Annotated in this window: 14 protein-coding genes and 3 pseudogenes; 12 read left to right on the top strand and 5 right to left on the bottom strand. The window is 59.5% G+C overall.

From position 1 onward, the window contains the following. Positions 1-21 precede the first annotated feature (21 nt). From EJP67_RS34085 to EJP67_RS33220, 7 genes and pseudogenes are all read left to right on the top strand, one after another. A pseudogene (locus tag EJP67_RS34085) lies at positions 22-183 on the top strand (peptide transporter); the annotation flags it as partial. Next, entirely contained in the window at positions 183-1289 is a 1107-nt protein-coding gene (locus EJP67_RS33245; protein WP_126025979.1) for a hypothetical protein, read from the top strand. The pseudogene EJP67_RS34085 and the gene EJP67_RS33245, both read left to right, overlap by 1 nt. Positions 1290-1305: 16 nt before the next feature. After that, positions 1306-1923: a hypothetical protein gene (locus tag EJP67_RS33240; protein WP_126025978.1), complete on the top strand. Its 618-nt coding sequence runs from the start codon at positions 1306-1308 to the stop codon at positions 1921-1923. Positions 1924-1982: 59 nt separating this feature from the next. Continuing rightward, positions 1983-2261, top strand: a pseudogene (locus EJP67_RS34255) (transposase); the annotation flags it as partial. A gap of 177 nt (positions 2262-2438) precedes the next feature. Then, the gene (gene tnpB, locus EJP67_RS33230; RefSeq protein ID WP_165909777.1) at positions 2439-2678 is read left to right on the top strand and encodes an IS66 family insertion sequence element accessory protein TnpB; all 240 of its coding nucleotides are present in this window, start codon (positions 2439-2441) and stop codon (positions 2676-2678) included. A 58-nt stretch (positions 2679-2736) separates the two neighbouring features. Further along, complete coding sequence (gene tnpC, locus EJP67_RS33225) at positions 2737-4461, top strand: IS66 family transposase (RefSeq protein WP_126025975.1); 1725 nt, start codon at positions 2737-2739, stop codon at positions 4459-4461. 16 nt (positions 4462-4477) lie between these two features. Beyond that, positions 4478-4798, top strand: a complete 321-nt coding sequence (locus tag EJP67_RS33220; RefSeq protein WP_126025974.1) for a DUF72 domain-containing protein — start codon at positions 4478-4480, stop codon at positions 4796-4798. Positions 4799-4953: 155 nt separating this feature from the next. Here the strand turns inward: EJP67_RS33220 and EJP67_RS33215 are convergent, their stop codons facing one another. The 5 genes and pseudogenes from EJP67_RS33215 to EJP67_RS33195 form a co-directional block, all read right to left on the bottom strand. Further along, the gene (locus tag EJP67_RS33215) at positions 4954-5262 is read right to left on the bottom strand and encodes a hypothetical protein (RefSeq protein WP_126025973.1); all 309 of its coding nucleotides are present in this window, start codon (positions 5260-5262) and stop codon (positions 4954-4956) included. Then, positions 5229-6667 (bottom strand): annotated as a pseudogene (gene tnpC, locus EJP67_RS33210) (IS66 family transposase). The gene EJP67_RS33215 and the pseudogene tnpC (EJP67_RS33210) overlap by 34 nt, the downstream one beginning before the upstream one ends. Positions 6668-6684: 17 nt before the next feature. Next, positions 6685-7035, bottom strand: coding sequence for an IS66 family insertion sequence element accessory protein TnpB (tnpB, locus tag EJP67_RS33205; RefSeq protein WP_126025972.1), 351 nt, complete (start codon positions 7033-7035; stop codon positions 6685-6687). Next, positions 7011-7538 (bottom strand): transposase, encoded by a 528-nt coding sequence (locus EJP67_RS33200; protein WP_126025971.1) that lies wholly within the window; start codon positions 7536-7538, stop codon positions 7011-7013. The genes tnpB (EJP67_RS33205) and EJP67_RS33200 overlap by 25 nt, the downstream gene beginning before the upstream one ends. A gap of 551 nt (positions 7539-8089) precedes the next feature. Beyond that, the gene (locus EJP67_RS33195; RefSeq protein WP_126025970.1) at positions 8090-8923 is read right to left on the bottom strand and encodes a hypothetical protein; all 834 of its coding nucleotides are present in this window, start codon (positions 8921-8923) and stop codon (positions 8090-8092) included. Between EJP67_RS33195 and EJP67_RS33190 the strand changes: the two genes are divergently transcribed. The 5 genes from EJP67_RS33190 to EJP67_RS33170 all read left to right on the top strand — a co-directional run bounded on the left by EJP67_RS33190 (position 8922) and on the right by EJP67_RS33170 (position 18021). Continuing rightward, the gene (locus EJP67_RS33190) at positions 8922-9266 is read left to right on the top strand and encodes a hypothetical protein (RefSeq protein ID WP_126025969.1); all 345 of its coding nucleotides are present in this window, start codon (positions 8922-8924) and stop codon (positions 9264-9266) included. The genes EJP67_RS33195 and EJP67_RS33190 overlap by 2 nt on opposite strands. A 21-nt stretch (positions 9267-9287) precedes the next feature. Further along, entirely contained in the window at positions 9288-9851 is a 564-nt protein-coding gene (locus EJP67_RS33185) for a lipase family protein (protein ID WP_126025968.1), read from the top strand. A gap of 115 nt (positions 9852-9966) precedes the next feature. Next, entirely contained in the window at positions 9967-11190 is a 1224-nt protein-coding gene (locus EJP67_RS33180; protein ID WP_126025967.1) for a phospholipase C/P1 nuclease family protein, read from the top strand. Between the two features lie 9 nt (positions 11191-11199). Next, the gene (locus EJP67_RS33175; RefSeq protein ID WP_126025966.1) at positions 11200-12831 is read left to right on the top strand and encodes a trypsin-like serine protease; all 1632 of its coding nucleotides are present in this window, start codon (positions 11200-11202) and stop codon (positions 12829-12831) included. Between the two features lie 198 nt (positions 12832-13029). Then, entirely contained in the window at positions 13030-18021 is a 4992-nt protein-coding gene (locus tag EJP67_RS33170) for an nSTAND1 domain-containing NTPase (protein WP_126025965.1), read from the top strand. Positions 18022-18408: the final 387 nt, after the last annotated feature.

Genomic DNA, 18408 nt, shown 5'->3' with positions numbered 1-18408 from the left:
GCGCTTCGACGAGCGCTCGATGTCGATCGGCTCGGCCGCAGTCTTGCCGGTGCCGCGATCGGCGTGCGCGGCCAGTAGAGCAAGCTGAGCTATGACTTCTTCGTCGGCGCGCCGATCGGCAAGCCCGGGGGCTATCGCACCGCGAAGGTCACGCTGGGGTTCAATCTCAACGCAAGCTTTTGATGACAGACACAGCAGATCCCAATATCGCGCCGACGGGCTCCAGCACAGCAGCGGCTACTCCCATCTCATTGTGGCCGCCGTCGCTAAGGCGACTGTGGCTCACTATCTCTGAGTTTCCGCTAACTGCCTTTGTACTGCTTGCGACATCAATGGGGCTTTTGGCCACGCTGCGGTACTTTGGCGAGATTGGATACCCGATTCCGGACGTGGCCTCGCTTCTGGCGACTGCCGGCTTGGTCGCTGCCAGTGCAATGGTGGTGGCCCTGAGCCTTGCAGTCTCATTGTGGGCACCGTTGTTGATACTCCAGATGGGTGATGGAACTCGCCCTCGTTGGATCGATATCGCGTGGGCGCAGATCATCCCGGCGACGCTTTTCCTCGAATGGGCATTCCTCGCGCCTAGTTGGAATAACTTGGGGGCGCCATGGAATTGGGCCGTCGTGATTTTCACGTTGCTTGTCTTGGCGGTGTTCCTTCTCTGGCTAGACGTGTGGGAGCGCATGAAGGCCACACCGCTGCGTGACCGTTTCAAGTATGCATGGGTGTTTTGCATGTGTGCTCTGAGCGCAGCGGCACTGGCTCAGGGCGTGATTCTCCTGATCCAAGTGACAGGTGGCGCATCGCTTCTCACGGCTAATCAGCGAGGCCTTGTGCTGTTGGTCTTGTTCTATGCTGCGGTTCTTCTCATATCGGTTTTGTCCAAAGTCAAACCGGGCACAGCATTTTTCGTGGTGTTGTCGACCGTTTCCGTCCTCCTGTTTGCCGGTTCAGTGTGGACTGCGGAGCTGCCAAAAATGCTGGCGACCAAAGCAGGTATCAGGATTAACGGAACTGCGGAACTGATCGTCTCCAAGGAAACCTGTACCCGCGCTCAAATGCTGGCCAAGACAGTAGCGCAGAAGCACAAACAAGAGTGGAACGGCCGCGAATGTGCCGAGGGCGGAGCACTCTTGCGCGCCGAAGTCCTAGTTCATTCTGGTGGGCGTTGGTTGATTCTTCCCCGTGCATTGGACGAGGTCGAGATGCCGAGCGCAATCGGGCGCTTTACTGCTCCCGACGCTGCGATCGAGTTGGTCCTGCCGATGCGGGAAAAACTCGTGCCATGAGCATGCTCATGGACTATTGAGCCTGTGGGATGCAGCGAAATTCAATGAGTTCAAGGCCTTGATCTTCATGTCCCTCGGTGTACCGAATCTCCTTGCCATGTACGGCGTCCTGCGTGCAAAGGACCGGTGGGGGGTGTGTATCAGGCGCGATGGGCGACATCACCGGAAGGTCTTCATGTTTCGTACGTACGGTGAGCAAGCTGGACTGGCGGCCGCCCAGGCTTGGAGAGACCAGATCGTTGCGATGTATCCAGCCTTGGTCCGGCGCGAACAGGCGCAACGTGCACGCACGGATACGAAAGAAGACCTTCCCGGAATCTTCTGCCGCCGCAACGTTGACGGTTGTCCCGTGCTCTGGACCGCGCATACGCAGTGCGGACCTGGCAAGAGGCTGCAGAAGTCGTTCAGCGTCGGCCGCTATGGCGACGATGCAAGGGATATGGCCATTCGGGAGCGCGAACGACAACTGGCGCAAATGCGCGGTGTCGTTTGCGGCCTGTTGGATGCAGAGGGGCGCCGACTCCTGGCGCAGCATGTGGCCGAACCTGATTTCGCTGTGATTAAGCCGATCCCATGGCCTGTGCCGAATACGGGGCCTCTCAATCGAAGTAACGCTTCGGGCTTTGCCGGGTAAGCGGCTGACCGTCCCACCTTGAGGAGAGCCGGTAGCTAAACCCGAAGTCGCGGCGCAGACACAGCGCTGAGTTCAAGGCACAAGTAGTGGCCGCGTGCGCGGAGCCTGGTGTCACCGTGGCAGCAGCGGCGCGAGCCTTCGGCCTGAACGACAACCTGGTTCATGACTGGCGGCGCGGCTGCAGCGGCGCGGGCGTTTCCAAGCCCATTGGAACATCGCTGCAGGAATCATCGCCGGAGTTTGTTGCGCTATCGCTGCCTTCATCGCAACCGCCCCAGCACCGGCGGTTACTCCCGAGGGGATCCGTCTCGAATTCAAGCGTGGGGTTATTGGCGTAAGCGTGACGTGGCCCATTTCGGCTGCCGCCGACTGCGCGGCGTGGCTTCGCGAGGTGCTGCGTTGATCCGTATCGACGCGCTGTGGCTATGCACGAAGCCGGTGGATATGCGCTGTGGAGCCGAGCGTCTGCTCGCACACGTGGTGCACGCGCTGGGAAGCGCGAACGTTCACCACACATGTTTGCCAATGCGCGGGCCACACGCATCAAGATGCTCGTGCACGACGGCTTCGGCGTGTGGTGCGCCGCGCGACGGTTGAACGCCGGGCGCTTCGCCTGGCCGCGCGAGATTGACACAGCCAAGCCGATCGCACTGACGCAAGCGCGGTTCGACGCACTGGTGATTGGCCTGCCTTGGCAGCGGCTGCTCGAGATGAGCGCGATCACGCGGCTGCAGACGCCGAACTCGCAAACATGATGCGTTGACGTCGCATCTCCCAGTGGCAGTCAGTCGCCGCCGCCCGCATGATTCGCGCATGCAGCAATTGCATGATCTCAAGGACGAAGACCTTCAGGGCTTGGCGCCTGAGGCCGTCGCCGCACTCGTGCGGCAGATGCTTCAGCGCCTGCGCCAGCAGGACAGCGAGATCAAGCTCAAGGACGCCAAGATCGAGAAGATCACATTCGAGCTGGCGCGGCTGAAGCGCTGGAAGTTCGGCGCCAAGGCCGAGGCGATGAGCGCCGAACAAAGGCGCCTGTTCGAGGAGACCTGCGCCGAGGACGAGGCCGACCTGCTGGCGCAGCTTGAGCAGCTCAAGGCGAAGGCGCCTGACCAGGATGGCGCGGGCGATACCGACACGCCCGAGCGCAAGCGCCAGCCGCGGCGTGAGAAGTTGCCCGATGACCTGCGCCGCGTGGAGCATCACCACGAGCCCGAGGACACCACCTGCCCGAGCACGGGCTGTGGCAAGGCCATGATGCGCGTGGGCGAGGACATCAGCGAGCGTCTGGACGTCATCCCCGCGGAGTTCTTCGTTCATCGCCACATCTACGGCAAGTGGGCTTGCCGGTGCTGCCAGTGCCTGGTGCAGGAGCCGGCCGAACCCTCGATCATCGATGGCGGCATTCCTGCCAGCGGACTGGTCGCGCACGCAATGGTCAGCCACTTCGTGGACCACCTGCCGTACTACCGTCTGGAATCCATCAACGCGCGCAGCGGCGTGCACACGCCGCGCTCGACGCTGGCACAGTGGTCGGGTCGCGGCGGTGCGGCGCTGGTGCCGCTGTATGAGGCGCAATGGTACTTCGTGCTCAGTGCCAGCCACTTGCACGTGGACGAGACACCGGTAGCGATGCTCGATCCTGGTGCGGGCAAGACCAAGCGGGCCTACGTGTGGGGCTACGCGCGCGGCGCGTTCGATCCGGTGCCGGGCGTGGTGTACGACTTCTGCCCGGGGCGAGGGTCGCAGTACCCGCTGGCCTTCCTCGGTGGCGACCGGGATCAGCCCCCATGGACCGGCACGCTGATCCGGGACGAGTACGCCGCCTACGACCGGGTCGTACAGGCCGTGCTCGGACGTGTCGCCGCGGGGTGCCTGGCGCACGCCCGACGCAAGTACGACGAGCTATTGCGCGACGGGGGCAGGAGCGCGGTGGCCACCGAGGCGCTGGCGCGCATTGCGGCGATCTACCGCATCGAGCGTGAGCTGGCGGTGTTGACGCCCGAACAGCGCTTGCTCACGCAGGCCGTGATGGTTCGGGCGAACATTGGCATCGACGCCATGAGCGCGCAACAGAAGGTTGAGCTGGCTGATGAAATCTACGCCCAGCAGCCGAACCTGCTGGCCTCTATCCTCGTGTTGCCTCGCTACGGGGGCGACCTGCTGGAGCTTGAGGTGCCGATCCACGTTCTGCTGGTCGCGTTCCAGGCCATGAAGCACTGCGGGCACGCCTTGCCAACGATCTCTGAAGACGTCCAGGAAACCTGCTTGCAGCGGCCGACGGTGACGATGAGGTTCACCGAGGGTGTGCCGCCAGACCTCGTCGAGCAGATGATCACGAAGTCTTGCGTCAACCATCCCGAGCGCTACCTGCTGGCGTTCGTGTACGGCTACCTCGGCGAGCACGACCTGCTGCGCGTACGAACTGACGCCGAGAACTTCTTGCTGCTGGCCGCCCTCAACCCTCGTGGAGTGCGTTGCCTACGTCGGAGCACAGCTGCAGCCCAGGTGACCCGCGTGCGGCCGGTCAAGATGGGATGACTGGACGCTCACCGAGATCGGGGCGGTGCATACCGTCGTCGACGGGCCGCAAGGGGCCGACAACAGCGTTCCCGCGGTCTGGGAAGCCACGCACCCCGAGTACGCGCTCCTGCGGCTGAGCGGTCGGAATGCGCAGGCCTACAACGCCGCGGTACCCACGGCCGCTGATCGATTCAGCTACGAGTACTCAGACGGTGAGCTGTGCAGCCTCGCTGCAGAAATGGTGCGCCTGGCCTTCAAGGTCGGGAGCGCGCATGCGATCTTCAACAATTGCGACGAGGACAAGGGCATCCGGAATGCGCAGACCTTCATGAAGATGATGGCACGAGAGATTTGATGTGGCTGCAACGGCATGGCGGTACATTGGCGCGAGCCGATCATCAGTTCGTAGCCACGCACGACGAATGAAGCTGCCGTCAAAAGCTGAAGGGCTTGAAAGTCTGCGGATGCATCGAACGGCTCCCGTTGTCGCTTTCTAGACGCAAGCAAGGGTCATGGCTTCCCCTTCAAAGATGAGTGGAACGCAACCATGTCCTGGACCGCTTTCAAGAGGGTTACCCTTGCGGTGTTGACTACCGGCCGAGCACGACTGGCACCCTCCTTGGTCTTGGATGTGTCGTCGTTGCCAAGTGGGGCCAATTCTGCTGGTGACAGCAGGCTGACTGCGTAGCCGATCATCCCAAGGCCGGATGCAACATCAACGGCCATGGTGCCGGGCGCATGGGCTAGACGAAGGAGTTGCTCTTCGCTTGGAACCTGAAGCCTTCTCAGCCTGTCCACCAAGTTGGCAATCGTCGACATGCCTGTTCCGTTGAGAGCGACGTTTTCCAGCGAAGTCTCGATTCGTTCTCCACCGGGTTGGAGTCCAGCGGCCAGGTGCCGTTGTCCAGGAACCGCACGAGCTTGGGCCACTGCCCGTGCAGGTAGGCAGCGCTTCGCCCAGCAGGCTCGATGGCGCGACGGCGTGCAGGTGCGTGAGCAACAGCCGTTCGATCTCGCGCACAACGACGGCGCTGTAGCGCGAACGCAGTCGCAGCCGGCGCTCGGGCGTCCAGTCCCTGGCCAGCGCCTCCGCACGGTACAGCTTGGCAATCAGCCGTACGAACCGGGTCGCGAGCTGATCGGGTGAACGAGCTGCCTTCGGGATGGACTCCTCGGCCTTGATGAAGGGGCGACGTGCGTGAACCCAGCACCCGAGATGCGTGAGGCCGCCGGCCTTCGCGATGCCGTTGTAGACCTCATACCCGTCGGTGATGAGCGGGGTGCCGGGACGGATGCCGGCATACAGCTTCTCGGCGTGTACAGCGCCGCGCCCCGGTGCATAGGTGAACAACCGTACCGGTGGGCCAGTGCCATTCATCTGCGCCCACATGTAGCTCTTCGTCTGGGCCTTGCGTCCCGGCTCCTTGAGGACCTGGACCGTGGTCTCGTCGCCGTAGATCAGGTCCGAGTCCAGCAAGTGGTCGCGCAACAGGTTGATGACCGGCTGCACAGTCTGGCCGATGCGTACGATGCCAGAGGCCAGGGTGTTGCTCGCGATGTCGCCCCCGAAGCGGCGCAGCAATACAGCCGTGCGATACAGCGGCATGCCGAACTGGTACTTGCCGGTGATGACCCAGGCCTGCGCCTGCTCGGTGAGCAGCCCCCGCGGGATGATGCGCGCCGGCGTCGGTGCAACCTTCAGGCTCTGATCGCAGCAGGGACAGGCGTACTTGATGCGGTGATGCTGCAGCACGCGCACCTGCTCGGGGATGACGTCCATCTGCTCGCTGACCTCGGCGCCGATCTCCACCAGCGCGTGCCCGTCATGCGCGCACACACGCTCGGCCTCGGGCAGTTCGTGGCGTACGATCTCGCGCGGCAGTGCCGGGTCCAGTGGCTTGCGTCCACGCTTCTTGCGTTGATGCCCGGCGACCGGCGTCGACTCCTCTTCGTCGATGTCTTCGACCTCGGCCTGCGGCGTCTGATCGGTGGGGGCGAGTGCCTCGGCCTCGTTGAGGAACAGGTCCTTCTGGTCCGTGCTGCGGGCTTCGCTCTTGGCCGCGAACAGCTGGCGCTGCAGCGCCTTCAGCCGCTCCAGTGCGAGGTCGCGCTCGGTAGTCGCCACTCGAAGCGCACCAGCCAACGCATCGCGCTCTGCAATGAGCGCAGCGAGTTCTTCAGCGGTGATGGTGACAGGCGACGACACGCCCGATTGGATCGGCATGTCTCATCATCGTTCCTTCAAGCCACGCTCGAATAGCGCAGATGGGAGTGGCGTTGCACCACCGCGATGTCGATACCCTCCAGCAGCCAGTGCAGCTGCTCGGGCGTCAGCGTGGGAACCGCCTCGATCGAAGGCCAGATGAACCGGTCCTTCTCCAGGCGCTTGAGCAACAGCCAGAATCCGTTGCGCTCCCAACCCCGGATCTTCACTCGGTCGCGTCGGCGATTGCTGAATACATACGCACAGGAGGCGAACGGGTCCAGGCCCAGCGCCTGCTCCACCAGCACGGCCAGGCCGTTGATGTTCAGCCGGAAGTCCACGGGCTCGCGGTGCAGGTAGACCTTCAGCCCTTCGTCGAAGCGGAACATGACAGTCGGCTCAGCATCTGCACCAGCGTGGGCAATTCCTGCAAGCTCGTCTCACCGAGATCGAGCTGCACACCGTTGGGCAGTCGCACCTGCAAAGCGACCATCGGGGGCGGTGCTGCCAAAGGGCCTTCATCCGAGATCACAGCCATCGCCGTAGCTGGTGTGTGGGCGACCGCGGGCACCGTCACCGCACACTCGCGCTGAGGCACTCGTTCACTCTGATCTTGTTCGCCCTCTACATGTACGGCAACGAATGGCGCATCCTGCGCTCGCGCGATGTCGCCCGCTGATACCTGAGCACTTCGTCGCTGGTAGGCCGTGATCCACGTCCTCAGCAAGTTCGTGTTGACACCGTGCTCCATCGCCATGCGTGCCACCGAAACTCCTTGCTTGAGGCAGGCAACGATCAACTCCTTCTTGGCGGCCTCGTCGTAGACGCTGCGACCGTCACCCTTGCGCCCCACAACCAGCCGGCCTCTCAACTCTGCGTACTGCTCTGTCATGTCTACATGTCCATGTTGCTCTACATGGGCACGTAGCCTCACAGTTTGTCGTTCACAGAACAAGGGCGTGATTAATTGACCGCGTACATTCGTTCCACGTCTTCGATCAATCGAGATACCTGGGATGCAAGCGCCACGGAAGTAATGCGTGCGCTTCTCAAGGCATCCCTATGCTGCCGATCTTCGGCTGCGAAGGTTGCCCATACAGCCGCAAAGACTGCGGCAACGGTCCCAACAGCGGATGCCCAGCTCGCCCAATCCGAGGGCTCTTTGGGCGGGTGGCAATAAAAGATCGTCGCAACGGCCACCGCAAGCCCGACGGTGACGGCCCACACGACAGTTCGCACAGTCATCTTCGACCCTCCAGTTCGGCCGAGTATAGGCAGGCTGTGACTACTGCTATCTCCGTGACGCGATCGAGCTTGCAAGGAGCCGCACCAGATAGGTTTTGCGATCGGCGTGTTGGGGATGGATTCCACCAACGCCTTGAGACGAATAGCACTTCCGCTTGGTCCGATTGACGATTGCCGCTAACGATGAGCGGTGAAACCCTATTGGGTGGCGTCACATCCCAGCGACGTGGTCGGTACTGGACGCCGAGTCTGCATCTCGACCAACTCGAAGGTGCAGTAACCAGGTGGCTCACTGCGGGCTGCGTCTGGCTTGAGCGTCATGGTTGCAGTGGCCTCGTACTGAACGCTTTGCTCAAGATTGACGATCAGCCTATTGCCGCAAACGGCATTGAGCGAACTGTTGAAGGGGTAGGAGTGTGAATAGCTGAGAACGATAGGACGACCCGCTTGCACGGCGACTTTGCCTTCAGGCCGAGTCTTGCTGCTGTAGCCCACATTGGTAAAGAGTTGCTTCGGCCACCACGCTTTGTCTCCACATTGGGGTGTCGCGACGGTGATCACACCCCCATGTTGGCGACTGGAGAACCCAAGAATACGAGCCTGCAACTCCGCCGTCGGTGCATTTGCCGGCGGGCTGTAGTTAGAGCACCCGACAGTTGCGAGACAGACGAGCAGAGGGATACCGCGGGTCAAAGCTTTCGCGGTAAAGATGATTGACCGAGTAGACAGCAAGGAAACCTCGAAGATCGATATGGAGCTCAAATGCGCAATTGTCGCTGAGAGTCTGATGTGAATCGATCTGATCTCAGATCGGTTGTAGACGAGCAAGGCAAGATTCGCAGGAGTGGTGTCAACGCGGACGATTTGGGCACCAATCTGGTGTGCGGAGAGTATTTGGAATATCGTTTCGTTGAAGGGGATTTCCCGAAATGCGTTCTCATGCTTCAGCTCAGAGCTAGCAGGGCCCGAGCCGTTACTGATTGCGTTCACTATCAGTTCCGCCGTATCCTGTTTGCGAAGGTGAGGAGCCATGATTCCAACGATTCGAGCAATTGGCGCGTCGCTCGCGGTGCTGATTTGTACCGGATGCGTTTCTCTACAACAGACCGAAGATCAGGTAGCAGTTCGACATCCCGGTGATCGCATCATCGACGAACTGCGCCCGTTTGCACCTGAGGCCAAGCGACACCTCGCATACGCTTGGCTGTCGCAATCCGCTTACGAGAAAACTGAAGCTGCAAAGAAAGATCCGGACTCCTGCCAAGATGCAGACCAAGCGCTCGATGCGATCAAATGGTCGCGTTGGAAAGACTTCCCCAACGATACCCATCTAAGAGACGAAATTCTGGGCAACCACCTGCGGGTCGAGGTCTGAAGCAAAGAGAGCCCGCCCCAAGTGGCAGTGGCCTTTGGCGGAACGGTCATCGGCAATCGCAATGACTGGCTCGCGAACCTGCGATGGTTTATTCCCCTCCACGATGACCAATACACCCTTGTTGTCCGCAAGCTCGGGCCAGCATTCATCAAGGAGTTTCAGAGGCGTATGGCCTCGGGAGAGTGGAAGGGAGCAACGCCAACCATAGTGTCCACGGGGCATTCCCTCGGGGGTGGACTCGCTCAGCAGTTTGCTTATGCGCTGCCTTCCCAAGAGGGGGTTCCCCCAGTGACCAGAGTCTATGCCTTTCATCCATCCCCTGTGACTGGGTACTTCTCAGTCCAGAAGGACCTTAGAGAGAGCAATTCAAAGGGTCTGAAGATCGAGCGCATCTACGAGCGTGGAGAGATCCTGGCGTTGCTGCGATCGGCACAGAGTACGTTCTTTGCACCATCAGCCAACAATCCTACGATCACCGGCTACCGATACAGCGTTATTCACAATGCCGATCCCATAAAAGATCACTCTTTGGGCAAGTTCGCTTGCGCCATTGCAGAGAAACTGGCGCGGCAGACGCACCAGTAGGCCGAGCGGCAATAGGGATGTCCTCATCAGTTTGTGGTATGGCACTCTCCCCGAAAAGCTCGATCATGTCGTGGTCAGGAGGTGTTTTGTGGAATCAAACTGTTCTCCAAGTGCTTTGAATGCCATCGCCTTTGCCTGCCTCACCTTGCTCACCCCTGTGGTGACGGCTGCGGAGGAGGCGGCATCTGAGGACGTTGGCGTTGAGCGAACCCCTTGGTGTTCAACGCCTGCTGATCGCCTCTTGGAGATGGTCTACGACGCTCAAGGAAAGCTGAGACCGATCATTCCTATTCGGGCGTTGACTGAGCTCTCTGCTTGCTCCTCGCGGGGGCCCACGTCCAAATCGGACATCGCTCTAAGGGCCATCAAAGAGAGCCGCTATACGGTGGAGCGGGTTCCAGCGAAGGCGATCTTGGAGAGAGACCGTGTGGAGGGAATGTTCGTTGAGTGCACCGTCCAGAAGGAATCATGCGAGCTGGACGTCTACTTCGGACCAAATGCCAAGCTCTCGAAGTACAAGAAGGCAAAGACTGGTGGGCTGCCTTTTGCATTCCTCCTTGGGCACGCGGGCGACGATGGGCATTACGAAATAACGAGGCAGGCATTGATTGATTCGCAGAGCCCGATGGGGATCACTTGGCCTGCTTCGGTGATCGATCTGCTTGCGAATGCTGCTGGGGACGCCGATTTCTATGACTGGGGGACGCCGGCCGCGCACGCGCAAACCAGCAATGACGAGCAATCGGGAGAGATCAATCAGACCCAAGTTGACGCCAAGAAGAAGTTCCAGGAGTGGATCGATTCTTACGCGAAGAAAGCGGTATCGTCATGTCGAATGACCGGCAGTCAAAGTGCTTCGGATGCCCTTTACTACCTTGGATACATGTTGCATGGTTTGCAAGATCTCGCTTTCCATGAAGGGATCACGAACGCTCAGCATTCTTTCTACGACGGCGTTCTTAAGACACCGGTTGACTCGAGCGATGGAGTGCGGTATCGCCAGAAGATGGCCATTGCAACGGCGGGCAGTACGCAAGTCATCATCGCCTTTGTTAATCACATTCGTTCCTCAACCGATGGTTGCTGGGGGGCGATTGTGAAGGGAGAAGTCAGCGCACCATCGTATCGTCGGAAGACGGAGTTGCTTGGCAAAGCAGATGGCATGGACTTTGGTGTCGTAGCGGCTTTGAAGTATCAACGCCTGGGCGCTAAGGTCGAGGGCGGGCGGGTCGCCAAGGGTGACGGAGCATTCCTTGTCTTGGCACCCTGGTTGGGAGCGTCCAAGGAAGATCAGATGCGGAATGTCGCCGAGGAGATCTCCACCAGGAACTTCAGATAGGAGGCGGTCATGCTGCGTATCGGAGGTGCTTTCTTGATCGGGGGACTGGTCGTGCAAGGCGCGATTGCCCAGCAGAACGCGGATCTAGGTGCCGTCAGGACGAGGCGCTCAGATGTGGCACTTCGATATGAAGAACTGGGGAAGATTACGGACCGTCTTCCGACGGAAGGGCTGACCTTTCGGAGCATTGCTCCCGACACTTGGGGGAAGCTGTCAGATGCGCAACGCAAGGCTGCATCCCGAGCAATACGTCAACTGGATCGCTCTGAGGGCCTGACTGCTGCTCAAAAGTCTCAGGTGTGGGGGCAAATTGTCATCAAGGCGGATATGACGGCAGCCCACAATCTGACGAAGAGCCGATCCCGTCAAAAACTTGGAGCTTCATACAGCATGCCCCAAGATGGACTCGTCGGGAAGGACTGGATTGAGCTCCTTCAGGATCCGAGAGACCGCGAGCTCACTTTGAGTGAGGCCAGTAAGCTGATCACCTACCATGCCACTCGCGAGTTCAGTCCCCAGGCGCTGCAGAATTCAGACCCGGATCGAGTTGGGATGATCAAGTCATATAAGGAGCCTGACGGATCTCGAGGGATGGGCTATCCCGGAAGCCCTGCGCCGGCTCTACCTGGCAAAACGAAGCCGACGACCGAGGAGATGATGGGCTGGAAGCTCATACGGGCCGGGGCTTCTGACTGTTTCAATCCGGTGAATGAGTACCGTCCAGATTGCATGGTGCAATCGAAAGAAGTCGCGAATGCTGTCAAGGGCCTTCCGGACCGCCAGGAGGAGCAGTTCAACCCCCTCGGATTCATGGAGGTTGTCAAGATTCGACGCCGTCAAGGAGGATTGGCTTGCACTGGCACTTTGATCAAACAGGATTTGGTACTCACCGCGAAGCACTGTGTTGAGAAGTACCAGGCTTCGGATCTATATGTAATGGCGCCAAAGGAGGATGAGGCGGAGCTTGCTACTTGTCGCCAGAAGCTGATGACGACTGGAGTTTATCGACAGTGTGTTGCCTTCGAAGATTACGAGCTTGCTTCTCAGAGCCCGGTTCGAATGCATGACAAGGCTGATGTTGCACTGATGAAGCTCTCCAGGGCTGCGCCGAATCCCATTGCGAAGGTCAGTCTTGCGAGCAAGCCGGATCTCAGCAGGATCTCAATGGCCGGCTATGGCGAGAATGGAGGACAGCGGACGTTTGAATCTGAGAATGCCATTGAGGTTGGTTGGTTTAACGGAACTCCCAAGAGCCACGGATGGTGGATGGAGTGGACGTTTGATCCGGAAAAGAAGAACTCGGCGCCCTGTGCGGGGGATTCCGGTGGGCCGGTGTATCGAGGGCGTCACGTCGGATACGACAAGGACCGAGTGCCCAGAGAGATCGTGTCTATCGTCACTGAGGCCGATAGACTGGAGTGCAAGGACCATCGCACGCTTCAGACGATGTTGTCCTATGCCAGCATCAAGAAATGGCTCTGCGACGACGCGGATTTTCCGAGTGGAATGGGTTCGGGTTGTGAGGCTCGAATCGGTAACGTGGCGAGCTTGCCCATCAAGTCACCAATGAAGCTGGAAAATGGCTTGGGCCCTTCGCCTCGAGGAGTCGAGCGCGGGCTCGGCGCCGGAGGAGAGCGGTGAGTGTGGGTCTCGTAGTGCTATCTGCATGACGCAATTCTGGCGCAGCTTCGAAGAACTCGGTGCTTTGACTGGCTGCCTGCGCCGTTCGTTGAGGCTAAGCGAGCAGGCCGAGTCAGCGCTGCCTGCGGCGGCTTAGCTTCAGAGATTCGCGTCGCCACGAGGAGTAGCCACGAGATACTTGTCGGCATAGGAGGAACAATGAGCGCAGTCGTCGCAAGCGTCATCTCGACCGGAGGAGCAGGCAATGATTTCGAGCGTCGAGTCGGTGCGTATTTCTTAGCGCTGATTCTCACTCGATCATTCGCGCCCATCTTCCCTGATTCAGTACCCACGAGAATCCATTTTCAGGCGGGGCGCCTGGGATGGCGCATCGACGATCTCGTCATTGAGGTGAATGCAGAGGTCGGCCAGCAACGGAACCTGGCTGCGCAGATCAAACGGACGTTCACGGTCAGTTCGAGCAACGAAGAATGCCAAGACACTATCAGTGCCGCCTGGCGGGACTTCAATAACGCCGCGCTATTTCAGCAAGGCCGTGACGCGCTCGTGTTGGTTACGTATTTGGGAACCAACCGGATTCAGCACGATTTTCGCTGGCTGCTCGCCCAGGCGAGAGCGGCGGGAACGGCAGAGGATTTTGCCTCCCGGCGCAACGGCAGCGGAGCCCTCAACAAGCGTGCAAAAGACGACTACGATGCGGTCAAGCAGATTGTGGATGCTGCTGAAGGAACTGCCGTTTCAGACGAGCGTGTCTGGCGCTTCTTGCAGGCGTTTCATGTACTGAGCTTCGATTTCCAGGACGAATCTGGAAAGGATGACGCTGCCATCAGAACGATCCTCGGGTCGTTGCGCGCTAACGATGCTCCGATCGATGCCCCGGCGACGACTTGGCGCGAGCTGATCGACTTCGCAGGCCTTGCCGCTGCGGAAGGTCGCAGCGTGGATCTCGCCGGACTGCCGGTGGCGGCGCAGAGGCGCCACAGACAAGTGCCGTCTTCCAAACACGGTGAGCTGTTGCGTTTGAGACAGCATTCCGGCGTCACCTTGAGGCGCATAAATGAGATCGGCCCACGCGGCCTGAGCTTTCGCAGGGATGGCCTCCGCAAGAAGCTTGAGGAGGCTTTTGCGAAACATCAGGTGGTTTTTGTGGTGGGCGCCGCAGGCAGCGGAAAATCTGTTCTCGGCAAGAACCTCCTAGTCAATAGCGGCAACTCTGATACTACGTTTGCCTTTTCTGCTGAGGAGTTCAAGGCGCAGCACATAGACATGGTTTTGGCAAACGCCAACATCAATCAGACCTGGGGAGAGCTCGGCGGACTCTTGCCACTGCACCGGAAGACCTTTCTCATTGATGGTCTGGAACGGCTACTCGAAGCATCGGACAGAGCCGCGTTCAAAGATTTGCTCGTCGCAGCAAAAGAAGATCAGACGCTCTCCCTGGTGATCACGTGCCGGGACTACTACGCCGAAGTAGTGGAACGTAGCCTGCTCGCCACAAGTGGTTTGGACTTTGCCAAAGTCGTGGTCGACGGTCTCTCTGACGAAGAGCTTCAAGAAGCGGAGGCCGCGACACCGGCTTTGGTGCCGTTGCTGTCCACTCCGGCGCTTCAGCCCCTACTGCGCAACCCCTTTCTTTTGACTCAAGCTGCCGAGCTACGGTTTGCCGAAGGGGAGACTGTCCCGAACACAGAGCGGGCGTTGCGGCGCAGGATGTGGGGTGAACTCGTCATGGACGAGGACTATGTAGCGGACGGAATGCCTGCTAGGCGAGAACGGGTGTTCTTCGCCGTGTGCGTAGAGCGTGCGCGCGCGCTTCAGCCTTACGTCGTAGTCGCTGACGAGGGTGGGGCGCTGCAGAGGCTTGCCAACGACAACCTGGTGGTCTTTGACGAGACCGGATCCCGAGTCGCGGCGGCACACGACGTCCTTGAGGACTGGGGCTTAGTCGAATGGTTCATGCGCCGGTTTGCCGCGAACGGCGGGAGCGCCGCGGCGATGGTCGCTGAGGTCGGTGAACATCCCGCTTTGCGGAGAGCCTATCGCAAGTGGCTCTCCGAGCAGCTTGATGTCGACGGTGGCGGCGTTGCAGATTTTGTAGCGGAGGTTAGCTCTAACACCAGCATCCCGCCGCATTTTAGGGACGACACGTGGCTCGCGGTTTTTCAGTCGCGGTCCGCTGATGCTTTCATGGGGCAGCTCAGTGATCCACTCCTGACTTCCCAGGCCCTGTTGTTACGACGCATTCTGCATCTGGTGCGCGTAGGCTGCAAAACGGTCTCGCCGATGTCGCAAGCGCTAGACGTTACCGTCCGCTGGCATGTGCCATCGGGGAACGCATGGCACATCCTGCTTAGATTTGCTGCGCAAAATTGGACTCAGCTTCCTCGAAGCATGGACGTGCTGCTGGTCGAGTTTATGGAGGACTGGGCAAGCGCCGTATCTGCCGTCGAGCCTTATCCTGAAGGCCACGAGAGCGTTGGCTCTTTGATCGGTGCGATGTTGGCGAGCCAGGTCGCGAGGCCCGGCCCAGCAGTGCCCAGGGAACGACTGGTCCAGCTGCTCCTCAAAGTTCCTTACGCGAACCGCACAGTCTTTACTGACCTTGCTAGGAGAGCCGCAATCCCGGGAAGGCGATCCTTGCGAGACGATGAAGAAGCAGCGATGCTCGCCAAGCAGACCTTCCGGCCATTTCAGGCAACAGCATTCGCGCGCGATTTCCCTGACGAACTCATGACTCTTTGCAGGGAAAGGTGGCTCATTCCGGCAAGCGACGTTGGTGGCGGTGATTGGCACGCCATGAGAGAGATAGAAACGGTGTTCGGGTTGACCTACAGCTTCGAGCACCGGTTCTTTCCCTCGTCTGCGATGCAAGGTCCCTTTCTCGGACTGCTGCATCACCATCTGGAGCATGGAGTTAGTTTCATTGTAGGACTCGTTAACGAGTGCTGCTCGAGGTATGCATCTAGCTCATTTGCTGCCACCCTGATCGAGCCATCTATGCAGGTTCAGTTGAGCTTGATGGATGGCACTATCCGGTACGTCTTCCTTACTTCCCGCTTGTGGCAGGCCTATCGCGGGTCCTCGGTGTTTCCCAGTGTCCTCCAGTGCGCCTTAATGGCGTTGGAGAGCCGGCTCTTGGGACTCTGCGAGAGCGGGGCGCCCGACAACGTTGTCCAACGCTATCTCAACTTCATTCTGCGCGACTCTAACAATGCCGCGTCGCTATCCGTCGTGGCGAGCGTGTGCATGGCTTATCCAGAGCGAGTTGGCGCGTGCGGGGTCGACATACTAGGGTGCCCTGAATTCATTCAGTTCGACATTGCGAGGGTGATCGCTGATCAGACTCCACTTGCTATGGGCGGGGTGGATGCTTATTCAAAGGTATTCCAGAAGGAGCGCATTGCTTCAAATGCCCTCAAGCATAGGAAAGAGGGGCTGGAAGATTTCGCGAGACGAATGCAGTTCGGGCCGAACGCTGCGGACGTTTGTGTCCTCTTGGACCGCTACGTTGCGGCGTTGCCGCCGGAGAGTCAACGTTCGACGCGCCAGTCGCAGTGGCTCTTGGCTCTGCGCCGAATGGATCTTCGAACATATACCCAGACTCCGGTTGAGGGGGGCATCGAGTTCGCCATGGGGCCGCTGCCTTCGGATGTCCAATCCATGGTCGCACAGTCTGCGGTCGGGAATGAGCAGTTCGTCCGGAAGGTCTCACTTCAAAACTGGGCGCGGCGCCATTTGGAGAACAGTCCATCGGATGTTTCAGCGGGCTGGCAACAGATCCTCGAACTCGCTGTCTCCGTCGAGAGAGAAATCGCTGCAACCGGCGTTCGCGACATCATGGACGGTGGCCCTCGGATGGTGGCTGCTGCCGTCGCCAGGGATCATTGGGAAGAGTTGTCGTTCGATCAAAGGACGTGGTGCCTTGAGGTCTTGAATGAGGCTCTGGGATCGGTTCCGAACCCGGGCGATATTTTCGGCGCAAGCATCCCTGTCGATGGCACGTCGGAGTGCGCGAGCGTCCTGGGTCATCTTGCGCCCAAGCTTGACCGAGTTGGAGCGGAGCGACTGCTTGTCTCTGCTTTGACACACCACAACCGTCATGTTCAGAGCACAGCGGTCGAAGGCTTGGCTATCGATGCCTTCATGAATGTCCCGGAACTATTGAATTTTGCTCTCCACGTGCTTTGCGAGGATGCCGTGATGCGACGCGAGCAACACGCGAGGGTGGAGGAACTTGGCTGGAACCAAAGACCGGATCCTGCAGATCTGCTGCGCGAGCGGAGGACCCGGCAGGCCGATCTAGACAAGGGGGAGTGGCCGACCTCTCCGCCGCAACCTGATGCAACACTTCTCGATGGCGATGACGGATTGGTCGCGTCGCTGCTCGTTCTCTTCCGCTCTCGGCCGACATATCCGCTCGGACAAGTGCTGTTCGAATGGGTGGCAAACCGATTCGGCTTTTGGTGGGACCGTCAGGAGCACGGACACTCAAACTTCGAGCTGCAGTTCGCCGCCAGGGAAGCGTTTGCGGAGTTCATCTTGGTATGCGACGCAGCACGAGCAAGAGAGTTGCTTGACTTCGTGCTTCCGCAAGTGGACGAAGAGCCGAACGAGTTTGCAGACTTGCTGGAGCAAATGCTCATGGCAGCCGACCGTCGTAACAACGCAGAAACCTTCTGGCCGCTTTGGGCGGCAGTGCTCGAACGTGTGAAATCTGCTCAGTGGGTTGAAGAGGTTTCATCTGCGCGATCATGGGGTAACAAGCTAGTCCGCCGCGTGTTCTTGAATACGCAGTGGAATCCGGGGCTTCGCGAGTGGCGTCTCCTCGGTGCAGCTCATTTGCAGATTGATAGCGCCTTCTTGGCGCTACCGGCAACCGAGATTGTTCTTGAAGCCTATCTTCATTTTCTCTCGGATATTGGCGCTAGGTCGCTCCCGGGCGCCGTGACCTATATCGATTCAAAATTCGGCTCTGATCTTGAGACTGTCTTGCGTGCGTCAAGCAATGCACGATTCTTGCTCGACCAGATCGTGTCGCGATTGATGTTCGAGCAATTGCCGGCGTTGCAGCGCCCAGCCTTGCGCGATCCGATGCTTCGTCTACTGGAGGCTCTTATCCAGGCGGGTTCGTCGAACGCCTTCTTGCTCCGCGAGGATTTCCTGACGCCCTCTGGCGGGGGCGCGCAATGATGCCTACTTGTAGGTTGAACTGACGTCCACCGGCCTGTGTTGGAGGGAGAGGCGGAAGGCGGAAAAAGCGATGGCCCCTGACAACATCTATTACTTGGTCCGGATCAATTTGGCGCACACCTCGATTCATGCCTTCGCCTCAAAGAGAGGATGAATGAGTGGCTGGCTTTGGCCAGATTCAGAGCGATGCTACCTGCCAGCTACTCTTATCCGTTCGCGGCGGCTTGTGTTGGCATCGATCAGCCCTAGTTGCAACCATCAGAAGCAGGGGCGACCAGCACTCCCCTGGCGCACAAGAGACCGGTGGTTCGTCAGACTTTGACGTGCAAGCGAGGTCGGCGCGGGAGAAATGTCCTGCCTTCTTGGTTGATCTGAGTGACCTGCCCT

Source organism: Variovorax guangxiensis (assembly GCF_003952165.1).
GTDB lineage: Bacteria > Pseudomonadota > Gammaproteobacteria > Burkholderiales > Burkholderiaceae_C > Variovorax > Variovorax guangxiensis.
This window is presented reverse-complemented; position numbering and strand designations above follow the sequence as displayed.

What these genes read in the sequence shown, in the direction of transcription:
- EJP67_RS33245 (WP_126025979.1), top strand. Translation starts at nt 183, where the DNA reads ATGACAGACACAGCAGATCCCAATATCGCGCCGACGGGCTCCAGCACA.
- tnpB (WP_165909777.1), top strand. Translation starts at nt 2,439, where the DNA reads ATGTTTGCCAATGCGCGGGCCACACGCATCAAGATGCTCGTGCACGAC.
- tnpC (WP_126025975.1), top strand. Translation starts at nt 2,737, where the DNA reads ATGCAGCAATTGCATGATCTCAAGGACGAAGACCTTCAGGGCTTGGCG.
- EJP67_RS33215 (WP_126025973.1), bottom strand. Translation starts at nt 5,262, where the DNA reads ATGTCGACGATTGCCAACTTGGTGGACAGGCTGAGAAGGCTTCAGGTT.
- tnpB (WP_126025972.1), bottom strand. Translation starts at nt 7,035, where the DNA reads ATGTTCCGCTTCGACGAAGGGCTGAAGGTCTACCTGCACCGCGAGCCC.
- EJP67_RS33200 (WP_126025971.1), bottom strand. Translation starts at nt 7,538, where the DNA reads ATGACAGAGCAGTACGCAGAGTTGAGAGGCCGGCTGGTTGTGGGGCGC.
- EJP67_RS33190 (WP_126025969.1), top strand. Translation starts at nt 8,922, where the DNA reads ATGATTCCAACGATTCGAGCAATTGGCGCGTCGCTCGCGGTGCTGATT.
- EJP67_RS33195 (WP_126025970.1), bottom strand. Translation starts at nt 8,923, where the DNA reads ATGGCTCCTCACCTTCGCAAACAGGATACGGCGGAACTGATAGTGAAC.
- EJP67_RS33175 (WP_126025966.1), top strand. Translation starts at nt 11,200, where the DNA reads ATGCTGCGTATCGGAGGTGCTTTCTTGATCGGGGGACTGGTCGTGCAA.
- EJP67_RS33170 (WP_126025965.1), top strand. Translation starts at nt 13,030, where the DNA reads ATGAGCGCAGTCGTCGCAAGCGTCATCTCGACCGGAGGAGCAGGCAAT.